We start from the raw sequence: 16,985 nt of genomic DNA on the forward strand, positions 1-16,985 counted from the left end.
TATGGAAGATTCATAAAGGAGTCAACGAAACCCGTATTTCGGCGTTAAGATGCGCAAATGGCGGTGGCGGACAGTGCGGGTCGCAGATCCAACAGGCGCGGTCTGGCCACCCGCGAAGCGATGCTGCAGGCGGCGCTGACCGCCCTGGCGTCGGGCGATCCGGGAGCTGTCTCGGCCAACCGCATCGCCAAGCAGATCGGGGTGACCTGGGGCACCGTGCAGTACCAGTTCGGCGACGCCGACGGGTTCTGGGCGGCGGTGCTGCATCACACCGCGCAGCGCCGCGCCAGCCTGTTCGCCAATCCCGACACGGGGGCTTCGCTGCAGGCGCGGGTGTCGGAGATCATCGACACCCTCTACGACGGGCTGACCGCACCCGACTCCCGGGCCATCGAAAACCTGCGTGCGGCGTTGCCGCGGGAACCCAGTGAGCTGGATCGGCTGTATCCGCGCACCGCGGCCGAACTGCGTTCCTGGGGCCGAAGTTGGCACGCCACCTGTCAGAAGGCGTTCGCCGATTTGCGGGTCGATCCGCAACGGGTGCGCGAGATCGCCACGCTGATCCCGGGGGCGATGCGCGGCCTGGCCTCGGAACGCCAGCTCGGCAGCTACGCCGATCTCGACGAGGCACGCCGCGGACTCACCAATGCCATCGTCGCCTACCTCGGCGAATCCGCCCGGACGTGAACTGGGTCTTAGGCGTTGGCGTTGCGCGTGAATGCTGGGCGTTGCGCGTGAATGCTGGGCGTTGCGCGTGAAGCGTGGGCGTTGCGCGTGAAGCGTGGGCGGGAAAATGGACCAGATCGCACCCTGAGTTCACTCTGAAAGCCCTGAGTTCACTCTGAAATCCCTGACTTCACAGTCGAAAGCCTCGGATACCTGTTCATGCCGCGGGGTCGGGTTTTGCAGGACGGCCGTGGCAAAAGGTGTGTGCGTTAACTGCCTCAACTCGCTCGAGCACGCCGAGCGTCACGCCAGCGTGGCGGCGAACGCCGAGCGTCACGCTAGCGTGACCACCACACGGACGAGCCAGCACCTCGCGAGTGTGCGCGCAGCCGCACACTCGACGCCAGCCCAGCGCGCCGAGCGTCACGCCAGCGTGGCCCAGCACGCCGAGCGTCACGCCAGCGTGGCCCAGCACGCCGAGCGTCACGCTAGCGTGACCACCACACCGACGAGCGAGCACCTCGCGAGTGTGTGCGCAGCCGCACACTCGACGCCAGCCCAGCGCGCCGAGCGTCACGCCAGCGTGGCCCAGCGCGCCGAGCGTCACGCCAGCGTGGCCCAGCACGCCGAGCGTCACGCCAGCGTGACCGCCACACCGCCACCCGCAATGTGATCAATCCGGCCCCCCGGACAGGTTCATCCCGATAACCGGTGGGTACCAAAACTGAATGGACGTCGTGGGAACTGTGTTGAACGCTGGCCGGCAACTCGTCTCGACCTATCGCCGCACCGGGGCTGACGTGCCCTTCGGGGATCCGCTGCCCTCGCACGGCACCGAGATGGAGGGTTGGTTCTGGCGGATCTCCGATCCGGCGGAGGGTCGAGTGGTGGTCGCGCTGTGTAGCGAAAACCGGCATCCCGAGGGTGAATGGTCCACCGCTGCGATAGCGCTGCACCCCGGCGGTGTGGTGCGCTCGGCCGCGATCGACGGAGTCCGCGCCGACCGCACCGAGTTCTCGGTGAAGGCAGAGGACGGCGGCGACCTGGTCGACGCGAGCCGCGATCGGCTCCGGATGGTGATCGGCGACAGCCAGGTCGACATGAAATTCGACGACGAATTCCGTTGGCCCAAACCTTTCGGCGGCGGCGGAGTGTTCTCGTCCGTCCCCTTCCTCAACCAGTACTGGCACCCCTACCGGCTGGGCGGCAAGGCGTCGGGCACGGTGACCAGTGGCGACGAGCAATGGACATTCACCGACGCCAATCTGTACTGCGAGCGCAATTGGGGAGCGGGCTTCCCGCTGCGTTGGTGGTGGGGTCAGGCGCACGACTTCGGCGACGCCGACGTGTGCGTGGCGTTCTCCGGAGGCCTGCTGGAGCTGGGCCCGTTCAAGCGCGACGTCACCGGAGTCGTTGTGCGACTTGGGGATCGAGTGCTACGCATCACGCCACCGGCATTGGTGTCCTACTCCGGCACCGACCTGCGGTGGCAGATCGAGGCGCGGACCGCCCGCTATCATGTCGAACTCGACGGTCGGGGCGTCGGAGATGGCCCGCACGTGCTGCCGGTGCCGTTGCCGGCCGAGCGCCGAAATATCGACACCGACTACGAATACCTCGCCGGCACGCTGCGCTGCACGGTCCGAGATTGGGGTCGGACCATCTTCGAGGGCACTTCGGAGCTGGCGGGTCTGGAGATCGGCAGTCGACCGGCCTGAGAAGTCCATTCGTGCTTGCTGAGACGGTAACCTCAATCGGGATGGCGGAGACGCGATGAGCGCGGGGCTGTTCGGCCTGCTGGACGATGTCGCGGCTTTGGCGCGCCTGGCCGCCGCCTCGGTCGACGACATCAGTGCCGCCGCCGGCCGTGCGACCGCCAAAGCTGCCGGAGTCGTCATCGACGACACCGCGGTGACACCGCAATATGTGCACGGCATCGCCGCCGAGCGCGAACTGCCGATCATCAAGCGCATCGCCCTCGGTTCGCTGCGCAACAAGCTGTTGTTCATCCTGCCCGGCGCGTTGCTATTGAGTCAGTTCGTGCCGTGGCTGGTGTTCCCGATCCTGATGCTGGGCGCTACCTACCTGTGTTACGAAGGCGCCGAAAAGGTTTGGGGTGCGCTCCAGGGTCACCAGGGGCAGTCCCAAGCGCCGCAGAGCGAAGACGAGATGGTGTCCTCGGCGATCCGGACCGACTTCATCCTGTCCGCCGAAATCATGGTGATCGCGCTGAACGAGGTGGCCAGACAGGGGTTCGTACCGCGCCTGGTCATCCTGATCGTCGTTGCGCTGGTGATCACCGCCGCGGTGTACGGTGTCGTCGCCGTGATCGTCAAGATGGACGACATCGGTCTGCGCCTCACTCAAACCCGGTCGCGGGTCGGACGCCGGATCGGCCTGGGTCTGGTTGCCGGTATGCCGAGGTTGCTCTCCGTGCTCTCCACGGTGGGTACCGTCGCGATGCTGTGGGTAGGCGGCCACATTCTCCTGCTGGGTAGCCACAATCTCGGCTGGGAGGCGCCGTACGGTTTCGTGCACCATCTCGAGGACAAGGTCCATCACCTCGTCGAGTCCGTCGGCGGCGTGCTCGCGTGGCTGACCAACACCGCAGCGTCGGCGGTACTCGGGATTGCCGTCGGTGCAGTGGTGGTGGTCGTGGTGCACCTTTTCAAATTCGCCCGGCGGCGCCGGCCGTCGTAACCGGAGGAGCGCCCGTGCTGCTGGACGGGATCAACCACATCGCGCTGATCTCCCGCGATATCGGCCGACTGCGCGAGTTCTACATCGAGGTATTCGAAGCCGAGGTCGGACCCACCAAGCCGCACGGCGAAAAGGGCGACGAGACGATGACCATGATCCGCATCGGTCCGCACACCGAACTCAATGTGGTGACGATCGAAGGCAATTCGGAGGCTGACCGTCAGACACCGATGTGGGGTCGTGGCCGGCTCGACCACTTCGGCCTGCAGGCGGCGTCGCCGGAAGCCTTCGAAGCGATCCGCCGGCGGCTGATGGAGCGCGGCGCCAGCGACGGCAACGTCAACGACTTCGGTTCCGTGCGCAGCCTGTTCTTCCGCGACCCCGACGGACTGGAAGGCGAGGTCCTGATCACCAAGTAGTGGTCAGCGGCTAGTACTGTCCCAAATGCGTTGTGTCGCAACATCAACCGACGGGTGATGAGTCTGCTGAAAGTTGCGTCCGCCGCGACGGTATGTCTCGATCACCGCGGCGGGCACCTGCGGTTCCGTCAGTGGGCGGCTCGACCACTCGCAGGGCCGCACATGCACCAGGTCGACCGCGGCGGCTGCGTCGTCGGAGTCGACGAAGTAGGGGCCGCAGAGCCGTCCCAGCCAGAACAACCCGTCGGTGTCGCGGGTCCATACGAATGAGCCGTCGGGCACCTCGGCGAACCTCGCGATCCGCCGGGCCAGCCGTTCCTCCTCACCTGCACCGCGCACCAGCCGGCCGAACCCGCAGACACCGAGCCGACGGGCGCGTTCGATGGTTGCGCTCACGTCGATGTCGTCGCAGCGAGATCGCATCGGCGCGCGGTACACGGCGGTCATGGCCACCATCTTGCGCGATGCTCGGAGCAGGCTGAGATCCTGCTTGCAGAGAACACCGATCGAAGGAGGCCCTCGATGGCGCGGATCCCCGCTGCACTCGGCCTGACGGCCGAGGAACTGGACGAGCTGATGACGACTTCATGGAACATGCGGATCGCCACGGTGGGGCCGGGGCAACGGATCAACGTCACGCCGCTGTGGTTCGCCTGGGCCGCCGGTCGGGTGTACTTCTTCGGCCGCGGCCAAAAGATCGCCAATCTGCGGCGCAGCCCGATCTGCACCGTTCTGGTCGATCGCAACGAGCGCTTCCCCGAGCTCGTCGGCGCGATGTTCCAGGGCACGGCAACGGTATTGGAAGATGCCGAAGCCGAAGACGCCGACCCCCATCTGGAAGAGGTCCGCTGGCAGATGGGTTCGAAATACGCTGGCGGACACGGCGAGCCGCAGAACGAAGAGCGAATCCGGTATCCGCAGACCGCTGTCGGGCGTTCGGCACGATGGGTCGTCTTCGAGCCCGACCGGTTGATCAGTTGGGACAATCACAAGTTGCCCGAACGCAAATAGACTCAGGTACCGCAGAAGGTCCGGTAGACCCCGAAATCGACCGGGGCCGGTGAGGCGTAGCGATCCAGCCCCGGCCGCGGCGTGTAAGGGGCGCTGACGGCGTCGAGGAGCCCGTTCAGCGGATCGAGGTCACCTGATGTCGCCGCGGTCAGCGCCTCCTCGACGAGGTGGTTACGCGGGATGTAGATCGGGTTGACCCGGTTCATCAACTCGAAATCCGGTCCCAGCGCTCGCCATCGCGACGCCCACGCGTCGAACTGGGCGGGGTCGACGAACAGGTCGCGTGCCGGCATGTGGTCGTCGCCTGCTGCGCTCAGGTGACGGAAGAACGACGTGAAGTCGACGTGGCTTTCCTGCAACAGGGGCAGCAACTCATCGATCAGTGGCCGGGCGGCTTCGACGCCGGCGGCTAAGCCCAGCTTGGCGCTCATACCCGAGAGCCACGCGCTGTGGTGTTGATGGAAGCCGTCAAATGCCTCCTCCACCAACGGGACTGCCTCGTTGACATCGTCGGCGATCAACGGCAGCAGTGCCTCGGCGAAACGGGCGAGATTCCAGGCGGCGATCGTCGGCTGGTTCCCGTAGGCATAACGTCCCCAGGCATCGATCGAACTGAATACGGTGTCGGGGTCGTAGGCCTCCATGAAGGCGCACGGTCCGTAGTCGATCGTCTCGCCCGAGATCGTCACGTTGTCGGTGTTCATCACCCCGTGGATGAACCCGACCAGCATCCACCGCGCCACCAGCGATGCCTGCACTGCGACCACTGCTTCGAACAACGCCAGGTACGGGTTCTCGGCCTGCGCCGCCGCCGGATGGTGACGGGAGATGGCATAGTCGGCCAGCCGTCGTAACAAACCGAGATCCCCACTGGCAGAGGCATATTGGAAGCTACCGACCCGCAGGTGGCTGCTGGCGACACGGACGAGCAGCGCCCCCGGCAGCATCGTCTCGCGCGCGACCGGCTGCCCGGTGGCCAGCACTGCCAGGGATCGGGTGGTCGGGATACCCAGCGCGTGCATGGCTTCGCTGATGATGTATTCGCGCAACATCGGGCCCACCGCGGCCAGGCCGTCACCGCCGCGGGCGAACGGCGTGCGGCCCGACCCCTTCAGGTGGATGTCGCGCAGTCGCCCGTCGTTGTCGACGAGTTCGCCGAGCAGCAGCGCGCGCCCGTCGCCGAGGCGGGGCACGTAGCCGCCGAACTGGTGCCCGGCATAGGCCTGAGCGACCGGGGTGGCGCCCTTGGGAACCGAGTTTCCGGCCAGAAAGCGCATACCCGCTGCGCTGCGCAACCACGTTGCGTCCAGCCCCAACTCGGCGGCTAATGGCTCGTTGAGCACCAACAATCGGGCTTCGGGCGGCACCTGGGCATGCCAGGGGACCGCCAGTTCAGGAAGCTCCCGAAAAAAGCCGTCCTGAAGGGCGATGGTCGTATCCGGTGCAACAGCCACTTGGTTCAGCCTACGGGCCGCCGTCAACCGTCTTCGTTGCCGGCGAGACCTTCTGGCGGCGGAGTGGAGTAGGCGGGATACGCCGGCGGTGATACGGCGCTGTCATCTTTTTCTTCCTCGGAAGCCGGCTGTCCGGTGGCGTCCTGCGGTTCGGGAGTGCTCATCGAGGCTCCTAACTGATCGCTTGACGAATCATGTCGCGGGCGCGGTCGAGCATCGAAGCAAACGGCCCGACAACGAAATTCAGCTTCGCCGACTCGACGCCGGCATGCGGCCGGGTGGGCGCGATGGCTTCTGCGAGCTTGACGGCGGTGCCCAACCGCTTGAGTTCTTCGGTGTCGAGGTTGCGCTGCAATTTCGCGAATTCCTCGATCTCTTCGTGCTCGGCATGGGCAAGGACGGCGTCGCGCAGCTTGGTCAACTCGTCGATGAACTCCTGCGAGGTGATGTCCAAACTCTCGATTCTCGACAGCTGTTCTTTGGCGTCATGCTCTTCCTGCAGCAGCTTGTCCACGATGTCGTCACCGGCGTCGAACTCGCGCCGTACCCGCGGGTGCACCAACATCTCCTCTGCCGTCTCGTGAACGGCAAGCAGTTGACGCAACTCGACGAACGGCTTCTCGCGCGCTTCCGGATCCGAAGCGAGCAGAACCTGGTCGAACATGTCCTCGATCAGGTCATGCTGGGCTTTGAGGAACGCCACGACTTCCTCGGGTGTTTCAACAATCATCTCGGCCACGCCGATGCACCTCCACAGGTGAATCCATAGGTGAAGTTCTGGGAACGCGGGCGGGGGGCTGTGCGCCGCTACGGGCCGCATACCCGGGCCAGTGGAGGCTAAAACGCCTGCCGGCCGGCCACCAGGCGTTCCACCTCGCGCAAGTCGTACGGTGCCCGCAGGCCGAGAATCAGATGATCGGCCCCCGCCTCGACGAGCGAGCCCATCACGGCCGGATCGGCCCGTTCGATCCACACGGTGCGTTCTATCTCGCCGGGATCACGTCCCACCTCGTCGCACCACCGGTCGATGACGCGGTTTTTCCTGCGGATCGTCTCGGCGTCTCCGTAGCCGTTCCACATGTCCGCGTGCTGCGCCACCAGGCGCAGCGTGCGCCGTTCGCCGTTGCCCCCGAGCAAGATGGGCAACCGGCCGATCGGCCCGGGCCGGAGCAAGCCGATACGGCGGCGAATGCGGGGCAACGCCTCGGCGAGGACATCGAGCCGTTGTGCGGGGGTCCGGACGGGGTAGCCGTATTCGACCTCGTCCCTTTCCATCCAGCCCGATCCGATGCCCAGCACCGCGCGTCCGCCGGACAGGTGGTCCAGCGTGCGGGCCATGTCGGCCAGCAGGTCCGGGTTGCGGTAACCGCATCCGGTCACCAGCATGCCGAGCTGCGAGATTCTGGACGTCGTCACCGCCATCGCCGCCAGGATCTGCCAGCCTTCGAAGTGGGGTTCGTCGGCGGCGCCGTAGAGCGGCGCGAAGAAGTGGTCCCAGGTCCACAGGCTGTCGACGCCGAGGTCGTCGACGCCTTCCCAGCCTGCACGTAATGCGGCCATGGTCGCGTTCTGTGGGTGCATCTGGACGCCGATCTTCACCATCAGTGCTTCAGTATGGTGCCTTGGCAGCGCGACCGACCGGCCCCGGCACTGTTTCAGATCTTCACTGCGGCATCGATTGCAGTCCGGTGGCGGCGTTCGTGCTCACGGCAGGTTGGTCGACAGGAAGGTCAGCGGCAGGCCGAGCACGGACAAGTCGATTTCTTCGAGATAGTTGCCGTCGCCTTCGAATCCCTGTCTGAATCGGGTGATCGAGCCATAGCCTTTGGCGATGTCCTCTGCGCCGGACGCGTTCGGTACCTGCAGCACGACCGTGAAGATGCCATCACCGTGCGCAGCCAGGAATTCGGTTACGGACGTGGCGACTTCGGCCGCCGATCCCGGATTCGGGCTGATGAGTTCGATGCCGCGCTCCCAGTCCAGGAGAACGCGGATCCCGAGTTCGTCCAGGCTGATCTCGTTGAAGGTGAATCCCAATTCGGTGAACAGTTGCCCCATGGTGTCGTGCCGTTCGCGTGCCACCGCGAAGACGACATGATGCAACCGCGAACTCATCGGGGCATTCCGAACTCGATTGGCAACGTTGTCGGTCCGCTCATGCCGAGCATCGGCTTCCACGGCGCCGGCCCGACACGGCGAGCATCGGGCATCCGGCGCGCCAGGATCTTGAGTCCCTCGGCCAGTTCCATCCTGGCCAGATTCGCACCGAGGCAGTAGTGCACGCCGCCACCGAAGGTCAGCACCGCCGGTGCCGACTCGCGGCTGATGTCAAATCGGTCGGGATCCGGATAGATCTGCGGATCACGATTGGCCGCAAAGGAATTGACGAAAATGAATGCTGCGGCGGGGAAGGTGTAACCGCCGAACTCAACGTCGTCATGGACGGTGCGGACGGTGTTGCAGACGGCCGGCGAATGACGAATGCTTTCCTCGACCGCCGACATGGCCAGCTCGGGATGCTCGCGCAGCATCGCCCACTGCTGCGGGTGATCCAACAGCACCTGCAGGGAGGCGGCGAACTGGTTGCGCGTGGTATCGGTCCCGGCAAGAAGCAACCCGGCCACCGTCATCCGCAATTCGTCGGCACTGAGGCGATCACCGTCATCCTCGGCGCGGATGAGGTCGGAAAGCAGGTCCTCGGTCAGATGATTCCGTCGTTCGGCGACCATGTCGTCGACATAGGCATCCAGTTCGGCCCAGCCGCGCAGCACGGCAGGCATCTCGTCGATCAGGTTGACCGAGAAGTTCACCATCTTGAAGATTGCTTCGGCCCAGCGTTCGAACTGTGCCCAATCTGCGCGTGGCGCACCGAGTAACGCGCAGATGATCGGGATCGGGTAGTGCCGGGCGATATCGGTGACGATGTCGCAGCGTCCTGCGTCAGCGACGCCGTCGATCAGATCGTTGAGCACTTCGTCGATCGTGTCGTGCAGACGCGTGATTGCCCGCGGCGTAAAGGCTCTCGAGACGAGGCTGCGCAGCCGATGGTGTTCGGCGCCCTCCGCGCAGATGATGCTCCCGACGACCCTGTCCCACAACGGGCCTGAGGTCACGCCCTGGGCGGCCAGATGAAGACCAGGCGGAATCACGAACCGGGTGTCGCGCAGGATGCCCCGGGCAAGTTCGTACGAGATCACTTCGGGACCGAAGGGTCCGATGGCGATCGGCGCCAGTCGCTGCGCCGCCCGGATCCGTTCGCAGACCTCGTGCGGTGGTTCGTTGACGTCGTACTCGAGCGTCGGCAGCCCGGCATCGAAAACGCTTGGGGCACGGGACGTGACGGTCATTTGTGCACCAGCCCGCGCGGCCGGATCACGCCGAGATCGAAGTGGGTCAGCCAGCCCGGCGCGGCGTCACAGACGTCGGGAATGGCATTGACAGCACCCATCGCGGTCCAGTTGTAGCCGGGATGCGTCATCGTCCCGCCGGGCGGGTCGACACCTTCCAGCGTCAGCGCGCTCGGCGGGTCTCCGTCGATCACGATGCGGTACCGCGTCTTTCCCCAATCCCAGGCGGGTTCGATATCGGATGGGCCGCCGGTCAGGTAGATGGCGTGGAAAACGATTAACGGCCGCCCCTCGACGTGGGCGGTCCAGGTGTGGTGTTGCGCGGCGACGGTGCCGCGGGGGATCACGCCCAGCTCGTGCGGTATGTCCGTGGTTGCGGTGGCGACGCTCAAATCCGAGGTGATGTCGTCGATCTCGACGCCGAGTCCGTCGGCGATCATGTACATCGACTGGCCGAAGAAGGGCACGGCCATGCCCAGCACCGTTGGCGTCGAGAGGAATTCGTCTTTCGGCTTGCCGAAGCCCATCCAGTCGATATGGTCCAGCGGCGCGTCGGTGAGCACATTCACCACTTCGTAGACCTCGATCTTGTCGATCCGGCTGGTGACCCGTGCCAGGGTGAGCGGCAACAGATCTCCGGCGTAGCCGGGGTGGATGCCGCCGCCGTGGAAGCTCGTCCCGCCGTCGCGGCAAGCGGCTTCGATGCGCGCCGCCTCGTCCTGGAAATACTTCGACGGATGGAAGAATCCGCTGGTGGTGACGACGTTCTTGCCGGACCGCAGCAGTCGGCAGACGGTGTCGACGTCCATGATGATCGGCGTGTAGAACACGCAGTCAGCGTCGGTGGCGATGACGGACTCGACGTCGTCGGTGGTGGTGACACCGGTCGCCGGGATGCCGACGATGTCGCCCGCGTCCTTGCCGACCTTCTCGGGAGTGTGCACCAGGACGGCGACGAGGTCGAACACCGGGTTGTCGGCGAAATGCCGAAGCGCGACCTGCCCCACATCCCCGGTCATCCATTGAATGACGCGATATTTTCTATCCGGCATCGAACTCACGTCCTCTCAGTTGCGTGCCAGCACTCCACGTGGCAGCAGCAGCGGCAGATCGGTGTAGGTGGCGATGCCGGGCGGCGCGGCGACGACGGCGGGTATCGCCGTGATGGGCGGCATGGCGGTGATGGTCAGGCCGAGCATGATGTAGTCGTCGAGAGACTCGGCGTGGAAGTCCGGCGGTGGTTCGAAACTCAACGTGCTCTTGATGGTCGGGCGGCCTTCGACGGTCACGGTATAGCCGAAGGTGGTCGACCACGCCGGATCCAGGGTTTGGCCCTTGGTCCACACCGCGCGCATCTCGGCGATCTCGCGCCCCGCGGCAATTCCCTTCCACCGCAGGTCGATACCCGCCACGCACCCCTTCTTGATCGTCCAGTCGCCGGGCAGCAGCAGATCCTCGGTGGTCTGGGCATAGTCGACTTCGCAACGGTATTCGTCGATTTCGGCGCCGAGGGCGTCGGCGACCAACTGCACCGCCTCGCGGAAGATGCCGGACCCCTTCTCGGTGACGGCGGGAAGATCCGGCTGGTCTATCGGACAGCCGAAGCCCATCGGTATCTCGGTGGCCGGGGAGTTGTAGATGGTGGTGTCGAAGGATTCGACGACGCAGATCCGGTCCACCCGGTCGGCGATACCGGCCGTGACGACCGCGAGCAACTGGATGAATCCCGGATTGATGCCGCTGCCGAATATCGTGGATTCGCCTGTCGCACAGGCTTCGACGATGCGGTCCCGGTCCGGGCCCAATTGATGGCCGGTGATGAACTCGGATGTGGTGACGACGTTGATCCCCGCCCGCAGAATGCGTGTCACCTCGTCGACATCGGCGAACATCGGGTTGTAAACCACGCAGTCGGGCTGCAGCGCCAGCAGCGCGTCGACGTCGTCGGTGGCCCGCACCCCCAGTGTTTCGATGCCGCACAGTTCGCCGACGTCGCGGCCCACCTTGTCCGGAGACCAGGCGTAGCAACCCACCAGTTCCAGCAGTGAATTGGCTGCGATCGCGTGGACGGACTTCCGGCCGACGTTGCCGGTGGTCCACTGGACGACGCGCAGCTTGCCTGTCACGGTTTCGCGCCGGCCTGCTGCTGCTGGGCGGCCTGACGGGCCAGTCTTTCGTCGTGGATGCGCACCAACTCGCGGAAGCCCAGCCGATGGTATTTCGGTGTCGGCTGGATACCCCAGACGTCGCGGGCGGTGTCCTTGCCTTCGGCGCCCTCGGGCGGCCCCAGCGGCGGGTAGGGGTACTTGCACTCCAGCGCGTCGTCGGAGTAGCGGACCTTGAGCAACTCACTGCAGATCTCGGTGAGACTCAACGTCGGATAGCCGTAGTAGACGGCCATGAATGGCAGCGTGAACGCGCCCTCGACTACCAGGGCGATCAGGCACACCAGAACGGCGCGCTTGATCCATTTGTGCATCCGCGCGTAGTAGGGCGTGGTGCCCGGCGGCAGGTCTTCGACCGCGTCTTTGTCTTCTGTGGCAGGTGTTTTCGTGGTCATGAGTGTGCTCCTCGGGCGCTCAGTCGGAGAAGATTTCGCGGTTGACGGTGTGCAGGTACGGGATCGCGAGGAACGGGGTGATGTAGAAGATGTCGTACAGCCACCAGCCGATCACTGGGAACACCACGCCGGCGTAGCGGACGTCGGCGTACATGGTCATGTTGAACACGTAGGCGCACCAGATGACGGTGCCCATCCAGCAGGTGACGATCATCCATTGATGTCCCCAGCGTTTCATCTGCAGGAACCCGATCGCCGCGGCGACCCGCATCGAGAACACGGTGAGGATCAGCCCCGCCACATAGGCCTTTTCGCCCGGTCCCGCCGCGCCGCCGACCCACAGTTCGTTGTAGTGCCAGAAGTAGCCGGCGTCGAACATGTTGCCCCAGCCGATCATCAGCACCCGGTTGATCAGGGTGTGGTTGGCGACCAGATCCAGCGCCCAGCCAAGGCTGTTCAGCATCCCGTCGATCAGCACCAGGTAGCCGATCAGGGTGACGATCATCGGCCGCACCGACAGGCCCGCGCGTAAAGCCTGACGCTGCAGCCAGACTCCGCGCATGAAGATGGGAAACCCGATCAGGCCGGGCGCCCAGCAGCCCATTAACCCGGCGCCGACGATCATCCACTTGTCGGCGCGGCGTTGCGCGATCCGCGATTCGTCGTCGTGCTCGGTGAGGCTGACGGAGTCGCCGGACGAGACGACCGCGGTCACAGATCCCACCAGCCTCGGGCGAACGACATGTACAGCTGGATGCCGAACATCACCAGCAGGTAGCCGTAGATGAAGATCTGGAAGACGATGAGTGCCTTCTTGCGTTTGCGCTCTTGCTGATCCACCATGCCGTTGCCCTTCCTAGCGGTTTCCGGAGTTCGAGGTTTCGCCTGCAAGCAGGGTCGCCGCGGCGACTTCACGCAGGCCGTCGTTGATCGCCCCGTCGGTACTGAGAGGTGCGAGGATGCAAGCTTCGGCGGCGCTCATCTCGGACGCGCCGGCGGCGATCAGCTTGGCCGTGGTGACCAGCACCCTGGTCGACGGCGGTTCGAAGTGGAACACTTCGTCAGCGTTGCGGATGGCGTTGGCGCACTGCACAAGTCGTGTCGCGGTCGTGAGATCCACGCCGGCCTCCGCCACGATCACCTTCGCCTCGTGGTGCGCAGGCAGATATCTCATCGGCAGGGTCGCGAAGCGCTGACGGAAGGACGGCTTGAGCTCTTTGAGTGAGCTGCGGTAGGCGGGATTGTAGGAGCAGACGAGCATGAAAGAGTCCGGCGCCCGGACGACTTCGTCTGCGCGATCCAGGTACAGCGCGCGACGGTGGTCGGTCAGCGAGTGCAGGATCGCCAGCGAGTCGTGCCGGGCTTCCACCACCTCGTCGAGGTAGCAGATGGCGCCGGCTTTGACGGCTCTGGTCAGTGGACCATCGGTCCACGACACGTCACCGCCGGTGACCATGAACCGGCCGACGAGGTCGGAACTGGTCAGGTCGTCATGACAGCTGATGGTGACGACGGGTTGGCTGAGCAGTACCCCCATGTGCTCGACAAAGCGTGTCTTGCCGCATCCGGTCGGTCCGGTGAGCATGACCGGAATGTGTTCGCGGTAAGCCTGTTCGAACAGTTCCACTTCGTTGCCGTTGGCAATGTAGGTGTCTCTCATACGGCGACCAACTCTCGGTGGACGTGCGCGAGCACGCGCGGCAGTTCCTCGACTCGCCTGATCCGTCTCGATCGGCGGGACCCGAACACTTCTGGCAGCGGGTCGACTCGGGTGGGTCCCACGCCCACGTAATAGACGGAGACGCCGGCGTCGTTGGCTTCCTCGACCGCGTGCGCCACGTCGGCCCAGGCATAGCGGCCCTCGTAGCCCTCGTCGGACATCAACCCGTCGCCGATCACGATGAGCAGACGGCGTTCGGAGGGCTGAGCCAGCAGCCGGGATGTCAGGTGGCGGATCGGTGCGCCGAGCCGGGTGTAGCCGCCGGTCATCAGCCCGACGCTGCCCGGCGCCACGAAGCGGCCGTCCCGAAAGTCCTTGAGGCAGCGCACTTCCACGCGATGGCGGGTGTTTCCGGTGAACACGAAGATGCCGTGCCGTTCGCGGGCCAGCGTCATCGCGCGAGACAGCGCGTCGGCGCATTCCAGTTCCAGGCGGAATATCCGGCCGCCGTGCACGCCGAGCGATGAGCTTCCGTCGAGCAGCAGCGCGGTGGTGACATCCCGGCTGCTGGGTAGCAGTTCCCGAAAGATCCGGGGCTCGCTGGCTTGACTGGTCATCATGTCGATGTAGTGGCGGACGTACTGGTCGACGTCGAGGTCGGATCCGTCTTCGAGCCGGTTCGTCATCGCGCGATGTGTGTGTTCCTCGAACCATTTCCGCAGGTTCTCGGCTATCGGTGCCGGATGGCCAGTGCGAGCGGCGGGCGGAAGTTCCAGCACCGCGACGTGATCGGCGAGAAAGGTCTTCGTCCACGCGTTCCATTCCGGATACGGAATGCCCTGCCTGCGTTCGGGATTGACGTCCAGGTCGTTGTCCTCGGGGCGACTCGGCGGCGGCAGATTGGGGTTGCGCACACCACCGTCGCCGCCCACCGGCACCGAATAGGGACGGGGATGTCGCTGCTGGGTCGTCGTCCACGGCATTCTGCCGAATCGTTTGATCGCACTGGCCAGTCCGCGTGCGCTCGTCTGCGTGCGCGGCAGCATGCCGAGCAGCGGGTGCTCGACGATCTGCTGTCCGGACCGCGCCAGGTCGATCGCGAGGTCGAACATCGCCGGCGCATCCAGATCCGGATCGCCGACGGGCACATCGGGCAGTACCCGTTCGACCTCGGGCATCAGGCCGGGCCATCGAGCGGCGACCCAACCCAGGGCCACACCGGCCTCGACAAGCGCCAGCGCACGGTGCTCGCGCGGCGACAGGTCGTTCAGCCGGTAGTGCGCCAAGCGGTCTTTGGACGGCGAACATTGCAGCGCTACCCCGCAAGTCAGCGTCCGGCGCGTCCAGTCGCGGGCCAGCGCCGGGTAGGGGACGTGGACGAGGTCCAGCGCCATGCTCAAGCCGAAGCCGCGCCTGGCTCCCGTCATGAGGCGGGCGCCACCACGACGCTGCTCACTGAGCGCCACCGCGGTCAACGCGCAGCTGCGCTCTATCGCCATCGCCGACGAGTCGGTGGTCTCGGCCACGTGGTCAGAACGTCCCGATGTTGGAAAACATCCAGTACCAGAACCAGATGATCAAACCGGTTCCGCCCCATGCGGCGACGTACCGCAACAGCTCCCAAACCATGTCCATGGGTGGTGTCTCCTTATCGGTTACTTCCGGGGCTCCAAGCTGCGGATCGCGGTCGCGATCAGCTCGGCCAGCATGGTGTCGCGAGCGGTCCCGGACGATGTGGTGCTCAGCGCGCCGTAGATGCCGAGCAGGAACAAGACCGCACTACAGAACGGGTTTACCTCCGCATGTACTTGACCGCGGTCCCGTGCGCGCTGAATCTCCCTGACCAGCAACACGATTACCGGGTGATCCGTCCACTCCTCGTCGCGGTTGGGACGCGTCGGCGAGAAGTGAATGCCCAGGAAGTCTTTGAACAGGGGCCCGCCGAGCCGCTGTTCGAGGCCGACCACCAATCGCGCCACCTCCGACAAGACCGCGGCGAGGTCGTGGGTTTCGTCGAGAAAGCGTGCCAATTCGCCGGCGAGGCGGACCTCTTCGCGATTCTCGAGCTCCAACAGGACGTGTTCCTTGGTGGGGAAGTGAAAGAAGAACGTGCCGTGTGCGACCCCGGCGGCACTGATGATCGCACTGATCTCGGCGGCGGCCATTCCGCAACGCTGGAACTCGGCGAGCGCGGCGCCCAGCACGCGCTGGCGGGTCTGCAGCCGCTGTGCTTCGCGTACGGACGTTCTGATCTGTGCCGTCATCGTGTGCTCTTTGTAGACCTTTTACTGACCCAAGTCAATAGATTGCGAAGCGGCCGGGGGTGGTCGGATGGACGAAATCGGCCTGCATAAGCCAGGTTTTGGGCGCACGCTGTCGTTGCACTGTTGTCGAATTTCATGACATCAGTCAACGAGTCAGTCGGAGAAGATCTCTCGGTTGACCGTGTGCAGGTAGGGGATCGCCAGAAACGGCGTGATGTAGAAGATGTCGTAGAGCCACCAACCGACGACGGGGAGTATGACACCGGCGAAGCGCACGTCGGCGTACATGGTCATGTTGAACACGTAGCCGATCCAGATCACCACACCCATCCAGCAGGTGACGACCATCCACTGGTGCCCCCACCGCTTCATCTGCAGGAAGCCGATCCCGGCGGCGATCCGCATGGTGAAGACGGTCAGGATCAGACCGACTTCCCACCCCTTTTCACCTGGGCCGGCCGCACCGCCTATCCAGAGTTCGTTGAAATGCCAGAAGTAGCCGGCATCGAACATATTGCCCCAGCCCACCAACAACACTCGGCCCAGCAGGGTGTGGTTGCCCACCATGTCCAGCGCCCAGCCCACGGTGTTGATGGCGGCATCGATGATCACGAGGTAACCGAGCAGGGTGACAAGCATGGGCCGCACGGACAATCCCGCCCGCTGCGCCCGCCGGAGCAACCAGACTCCCCGCAGGAACAGGGGGAGGCCGAAGATCCCGAGCGCGGCCGTGCCGATCAACAGGGAGCCCGAGATCAGCCACTTGTCCGCCTGGCGCTGCGCGAGCTGCGATTCCTCCATGTGCTCGTCGAAGGACACCCCGTCGCGGCCACCGGCGGTGGTTCCGTTGTCCCCGTTGGAGCGGCGAAAGCTCAATGTGGGCAGATTCAATTTGCCTCCCTCA

Annotated in this window: 22 protein-coding genes; 6 read left to right on the forward strand and 16 right to left on the reverse strand. The window is 65.1% G+C overall.

Translation table 11 applies throughout. The annotated features are described in order from the left end of the window. Window positions 1–57 precede the first annotated feature (57 nt). From AC5Y47_RS15250 to AC5Y47_RS15270, 5 genes are all read left to right on the forward strand, one after another. A complete protein-coding gene (locus AC5Y47_RS15250; RefSeq protein ID WP_499944840.1) occupies window positions 58–687 on the forward strand; it encodes a TetR/AcrR family transcriptional regulator in 630 nt (209 codons plus the stop codon). A gap of 322 nt (window positions 688–1,009) precedes the next feature. After that, window positions 1,010–1,339: a hypothetical protein gene (locus AC5Y47_RS15255; protein WP_499944841.1), complete on the forward strand. Its 330-nt coding sequence runs from the start codon at window positions 1,010–1,012 to the stop codon at window positions 1,337–1,339. Window positions 1,340–1,394: 55 nt separating this feature from the next. Further along, window positions 1,395–2,384: a tocopherol cyclase family protein gene (locus AC5Y47_RS15260; protein ID WP_499944842.1), complete on the forward strand. Its 990-nt coding sequence runs from the start codon at window positions 1,395–1,397 to the stop codon at window positions 2,382–2,384. A gap of 55 nt (window positions 2,385–2,439) precedes the next feature. Continuing rightward, window positions 2,440–3,366 (forward strand): DUF808 domain-containing protein, encoded by a 927-nt coding sequence (locus tag AC5Y47_RS15265; RefSeq protein ID WP_499944843.1) that lies wholly within the window; start codon window positions 2,440–2,442, stop codon window positions 3,364–3,366. Window positions 3,367–3,380: 14 nt separating this feature from the next. Further along, window positions 3,381–3,785: a VOC family protein gene (locus AC5Y47_RS15270; protein ID WP_499944844.1), complete on the forward strand. Its 405-nt coding sequence runs from the start codon at window positions 3,381–3,383 to the stop codon at window positions 3,783–3,785. 3 nt (window positions 3,786–3,788) lie between these two features. Here the strand turns inward: AC5Y47_RS15270 and AC5Y47_RS15275 are convergent, their stop codons facing one another. Continuing rightward, window positions 3,789–4,232, reverse strand: a complete 444-nt coding sequence (locus AC5Y47_RS15275; RefSeq protein WP_499944845.1) for a GAF domain-containing protein — start codon at window positions 4,230–4,232, stop codon at window positions 3,789–3,791. A 75-nt stretch (window positions 4,233–4,307) separates the two neighbouring features. On the opposite strand from AC5Y47_RS15275, the gene AC5Y47_RS15280 reads away from it, so the two are divergent. Beyond that, complete coding sequence (locus AC5Y47_RS15280; RefSeq protein ID WP_499944846.1) at window positions 4,308–4,796, forward strand: pyridoxamine 5'-phosphate oxidase family protein; 489 nt, start codon at window positions 4,308–4,310, stop codon at window positions 4,794–4,796. Between the two features lie 2 nt (window positions 4,797–4,798). Here AC5Y47_RS15280 and AC5Y47_RS15285 read toward each other — a convergent pair whose 3' ends face one another. From AC5Y47_RS15285 to AC5Y47_RS15355, 15 genes are all read right to left on the reverse strand, one after another. Then, a complete protein-coding gene (locus AC5Y47_RS15285; protein WP_499944847.1) occupies window positions 4,799–6,250 on the reverse strand; it encodes a protein adenylyltransferase SelO in 1,452 nt (483 codons plus the stop codon). A gap of 23 nt (window positions 6,251–6,273) precedes the next feature. Continuing rightward, window positions 6,274–6,414: a hypothetical protein gene (locus AC5Y47_RS15290; RefSeq protein ID WP_499944848.1), complete on the reverse strand. Its 141-nt coding sequence runs from the start codon at window positions 6,412–6,414 to the stop codon at window positions 6,274–6,276. Between the two features lie 8 nt (window positions 6,415–6,422). Next, window positions 6,423–6,989, reverse strand: coding sequence for a hemerythrin domain-containing protein (locus AC5Y47_RS15295; protein WP_499944849.1), 567 nt, complete (start codon window positions 6,987–6,989; stop codon window positions 6,423–6,425). 98 nt (window positions 6,990–7,087) lie between these two features. Beyond that, on the reverse strand, window positions 7,088–7,852 hold the full coding sequence (locus AC5Y47_RS15300; RefSeq protein WP_499944850.1) for an LLM class F420-dependent oxidoreductase: 765 nt from the start codon (window positions 7,850–7,852) through the stop codon (window positions 7,088–7,090). A gap of 102 nt (window positions 7,853–7,954) precedes the next feature. Further along, window positions 7,955–8,365 carry a hypothetical protein gene (locus AC5Y47_RS15305; protein ID WP_499944851.1) on the reverse strand — a complete coding sequence of 137 codons (411 nt, stop codon included), beginning with the start codon at window positions 8,363–8,365 and terminating at the stop codon, window positions 7,955–7,957. Continuing rightward, a complete protein-coding gene (locus tag AC5Y47_RS15310; RefSeq protein ID WP_499944852.1) occupies window positions 8,362–9,597 on the reverse strand; it encodes a cytochrome P450 in 1,236 nt (411 codons plus the stop codon). Before AC5Y47_RS15310 ends, AC5Y47_RS15305 begins: the two co-directional genes overlap by 4 nt. Then, a complete protein-coding gene (locus AC5Y47_RS15315; RefSeq protein WP_499944853.1) occupies window positions 9,594–10,649 on the reverse strand; it encodes an NAD(P)H-dependent amine dehydrogenase family protein in 1,056 nt (351 codons plus the stop codon). Before AC5Y47_RS15315 ends, AC5Y47_RS15310 begins: the two co-directional genes overlap by 4 nt. A 15-nt stretch (window positions 10,650–10,664) precedes the next feature. After that, window positions 10,665–11,723, reverse strand: a complete 1,059-nt coding sequence (locus AC5Y47_RS15320) for an NAD(P)H-dependent amine dehydrogenase family protein (protein WP_499944854.1) — start codon at window positions 11,721–11,723, stop codon at window positions 10,665–10,667. Further along, the gene (locus tag AC5Y47_RS15325) at window positions 11,720–12,157 is read right to left on the reverse strand and encodes a hypothetical protein (protein ID WP_499944855.1); all 438 of its coding nucleotides are present in this window, start codon (window positions 12,155–12,157) and stop codon (window positions 11,720–11,722) included. Before AC5Y47_RS15325 ends, AC5Y47_RS15320 begins: the two co-directional genes overlap by 4 nt. 19 nt (window positions 12,158–12,176) lie before the next feature. Beyond that, window positions 12,177–12,782, reverse strand: a complete 606-nt coding sequence (locus AC5Y47_RS15330) for a hypothetical protein (protein WP_390176192.1) — start codon at window positions 12,780–12,782, stop codon at window positions 12,177–12,179. A gap of 86 nt (window positions 12,783–12,868) precedes the next feature. Further along, complete coding sequence (locus tag AC5Y47_RS15335) at window positions 12,869–13,000, reverse strand: hypothetical protein (protein ID WP_499944857.1); 132 nt, start codon at window positions 12,998–13,000, stop codon at window positions 12,869–12,871. Between the two features lie 13 nt (window positions 13,001–13,013). Then, window positions 13,014–13,817, reverse strand: coding sequence for a CbbQ/NirQ/NorQ/GpvN family protein (locus tag AC5Y47_RS15340; RefSeq protein ID WP_499944858.1), 804 nt, complete (start codon window positions 13,815–13,817; stop codon window positions 13,014–13,016). Next, complete coding sequence (locus AC5Y47_RS15345; RefSeq protein ID WP_499944982.1) at window positions 13,814–15,316, reverse strand: nitric oxide reductase activation protein NorD; 1,503 nt, start codon at window positions 15,314–15,316, stop codon at window positions 13,814–13,816. Before AC5Y47_RS15345 ends, AC5Y47_RS15340 begins: the two co-directional genes overlap by 4 nt. Window positions 15,317–15,472: 156 nt before the next feature. Next, window positions 15,473–16,081 carry a TetR family transcriptional regulator gene (locus tag AC5Y47_RS15350; RefSeq protein ID WP_499944860.1) on the reverse strand — a complete coding sequence of 203 codons (609 nt, stop codon included), beginning with the start codon at window positions 16,079–16,081 and terminating at the stop codon, window positions 15,473–15,475. Between the two features lie 153 nt (window positions 16,082–16,234). Next, on the reverse strand, window positions 16,235–16,972 hold the full coding sequence (locus tag AC5Y47_RS15355; RefSeq protein ID WP_499944862.1) for a hypothetical protein: 738 nt from the start codon (window positions 16,970–16,972) through the stop codon (window positions 16,235–16,237). Window positions 16,973–16,985 lie beyond the last annotated feature (13 nt).

This window comes from Mycobacterium sp. NGS22 (genome assembly GCF_059813095.1).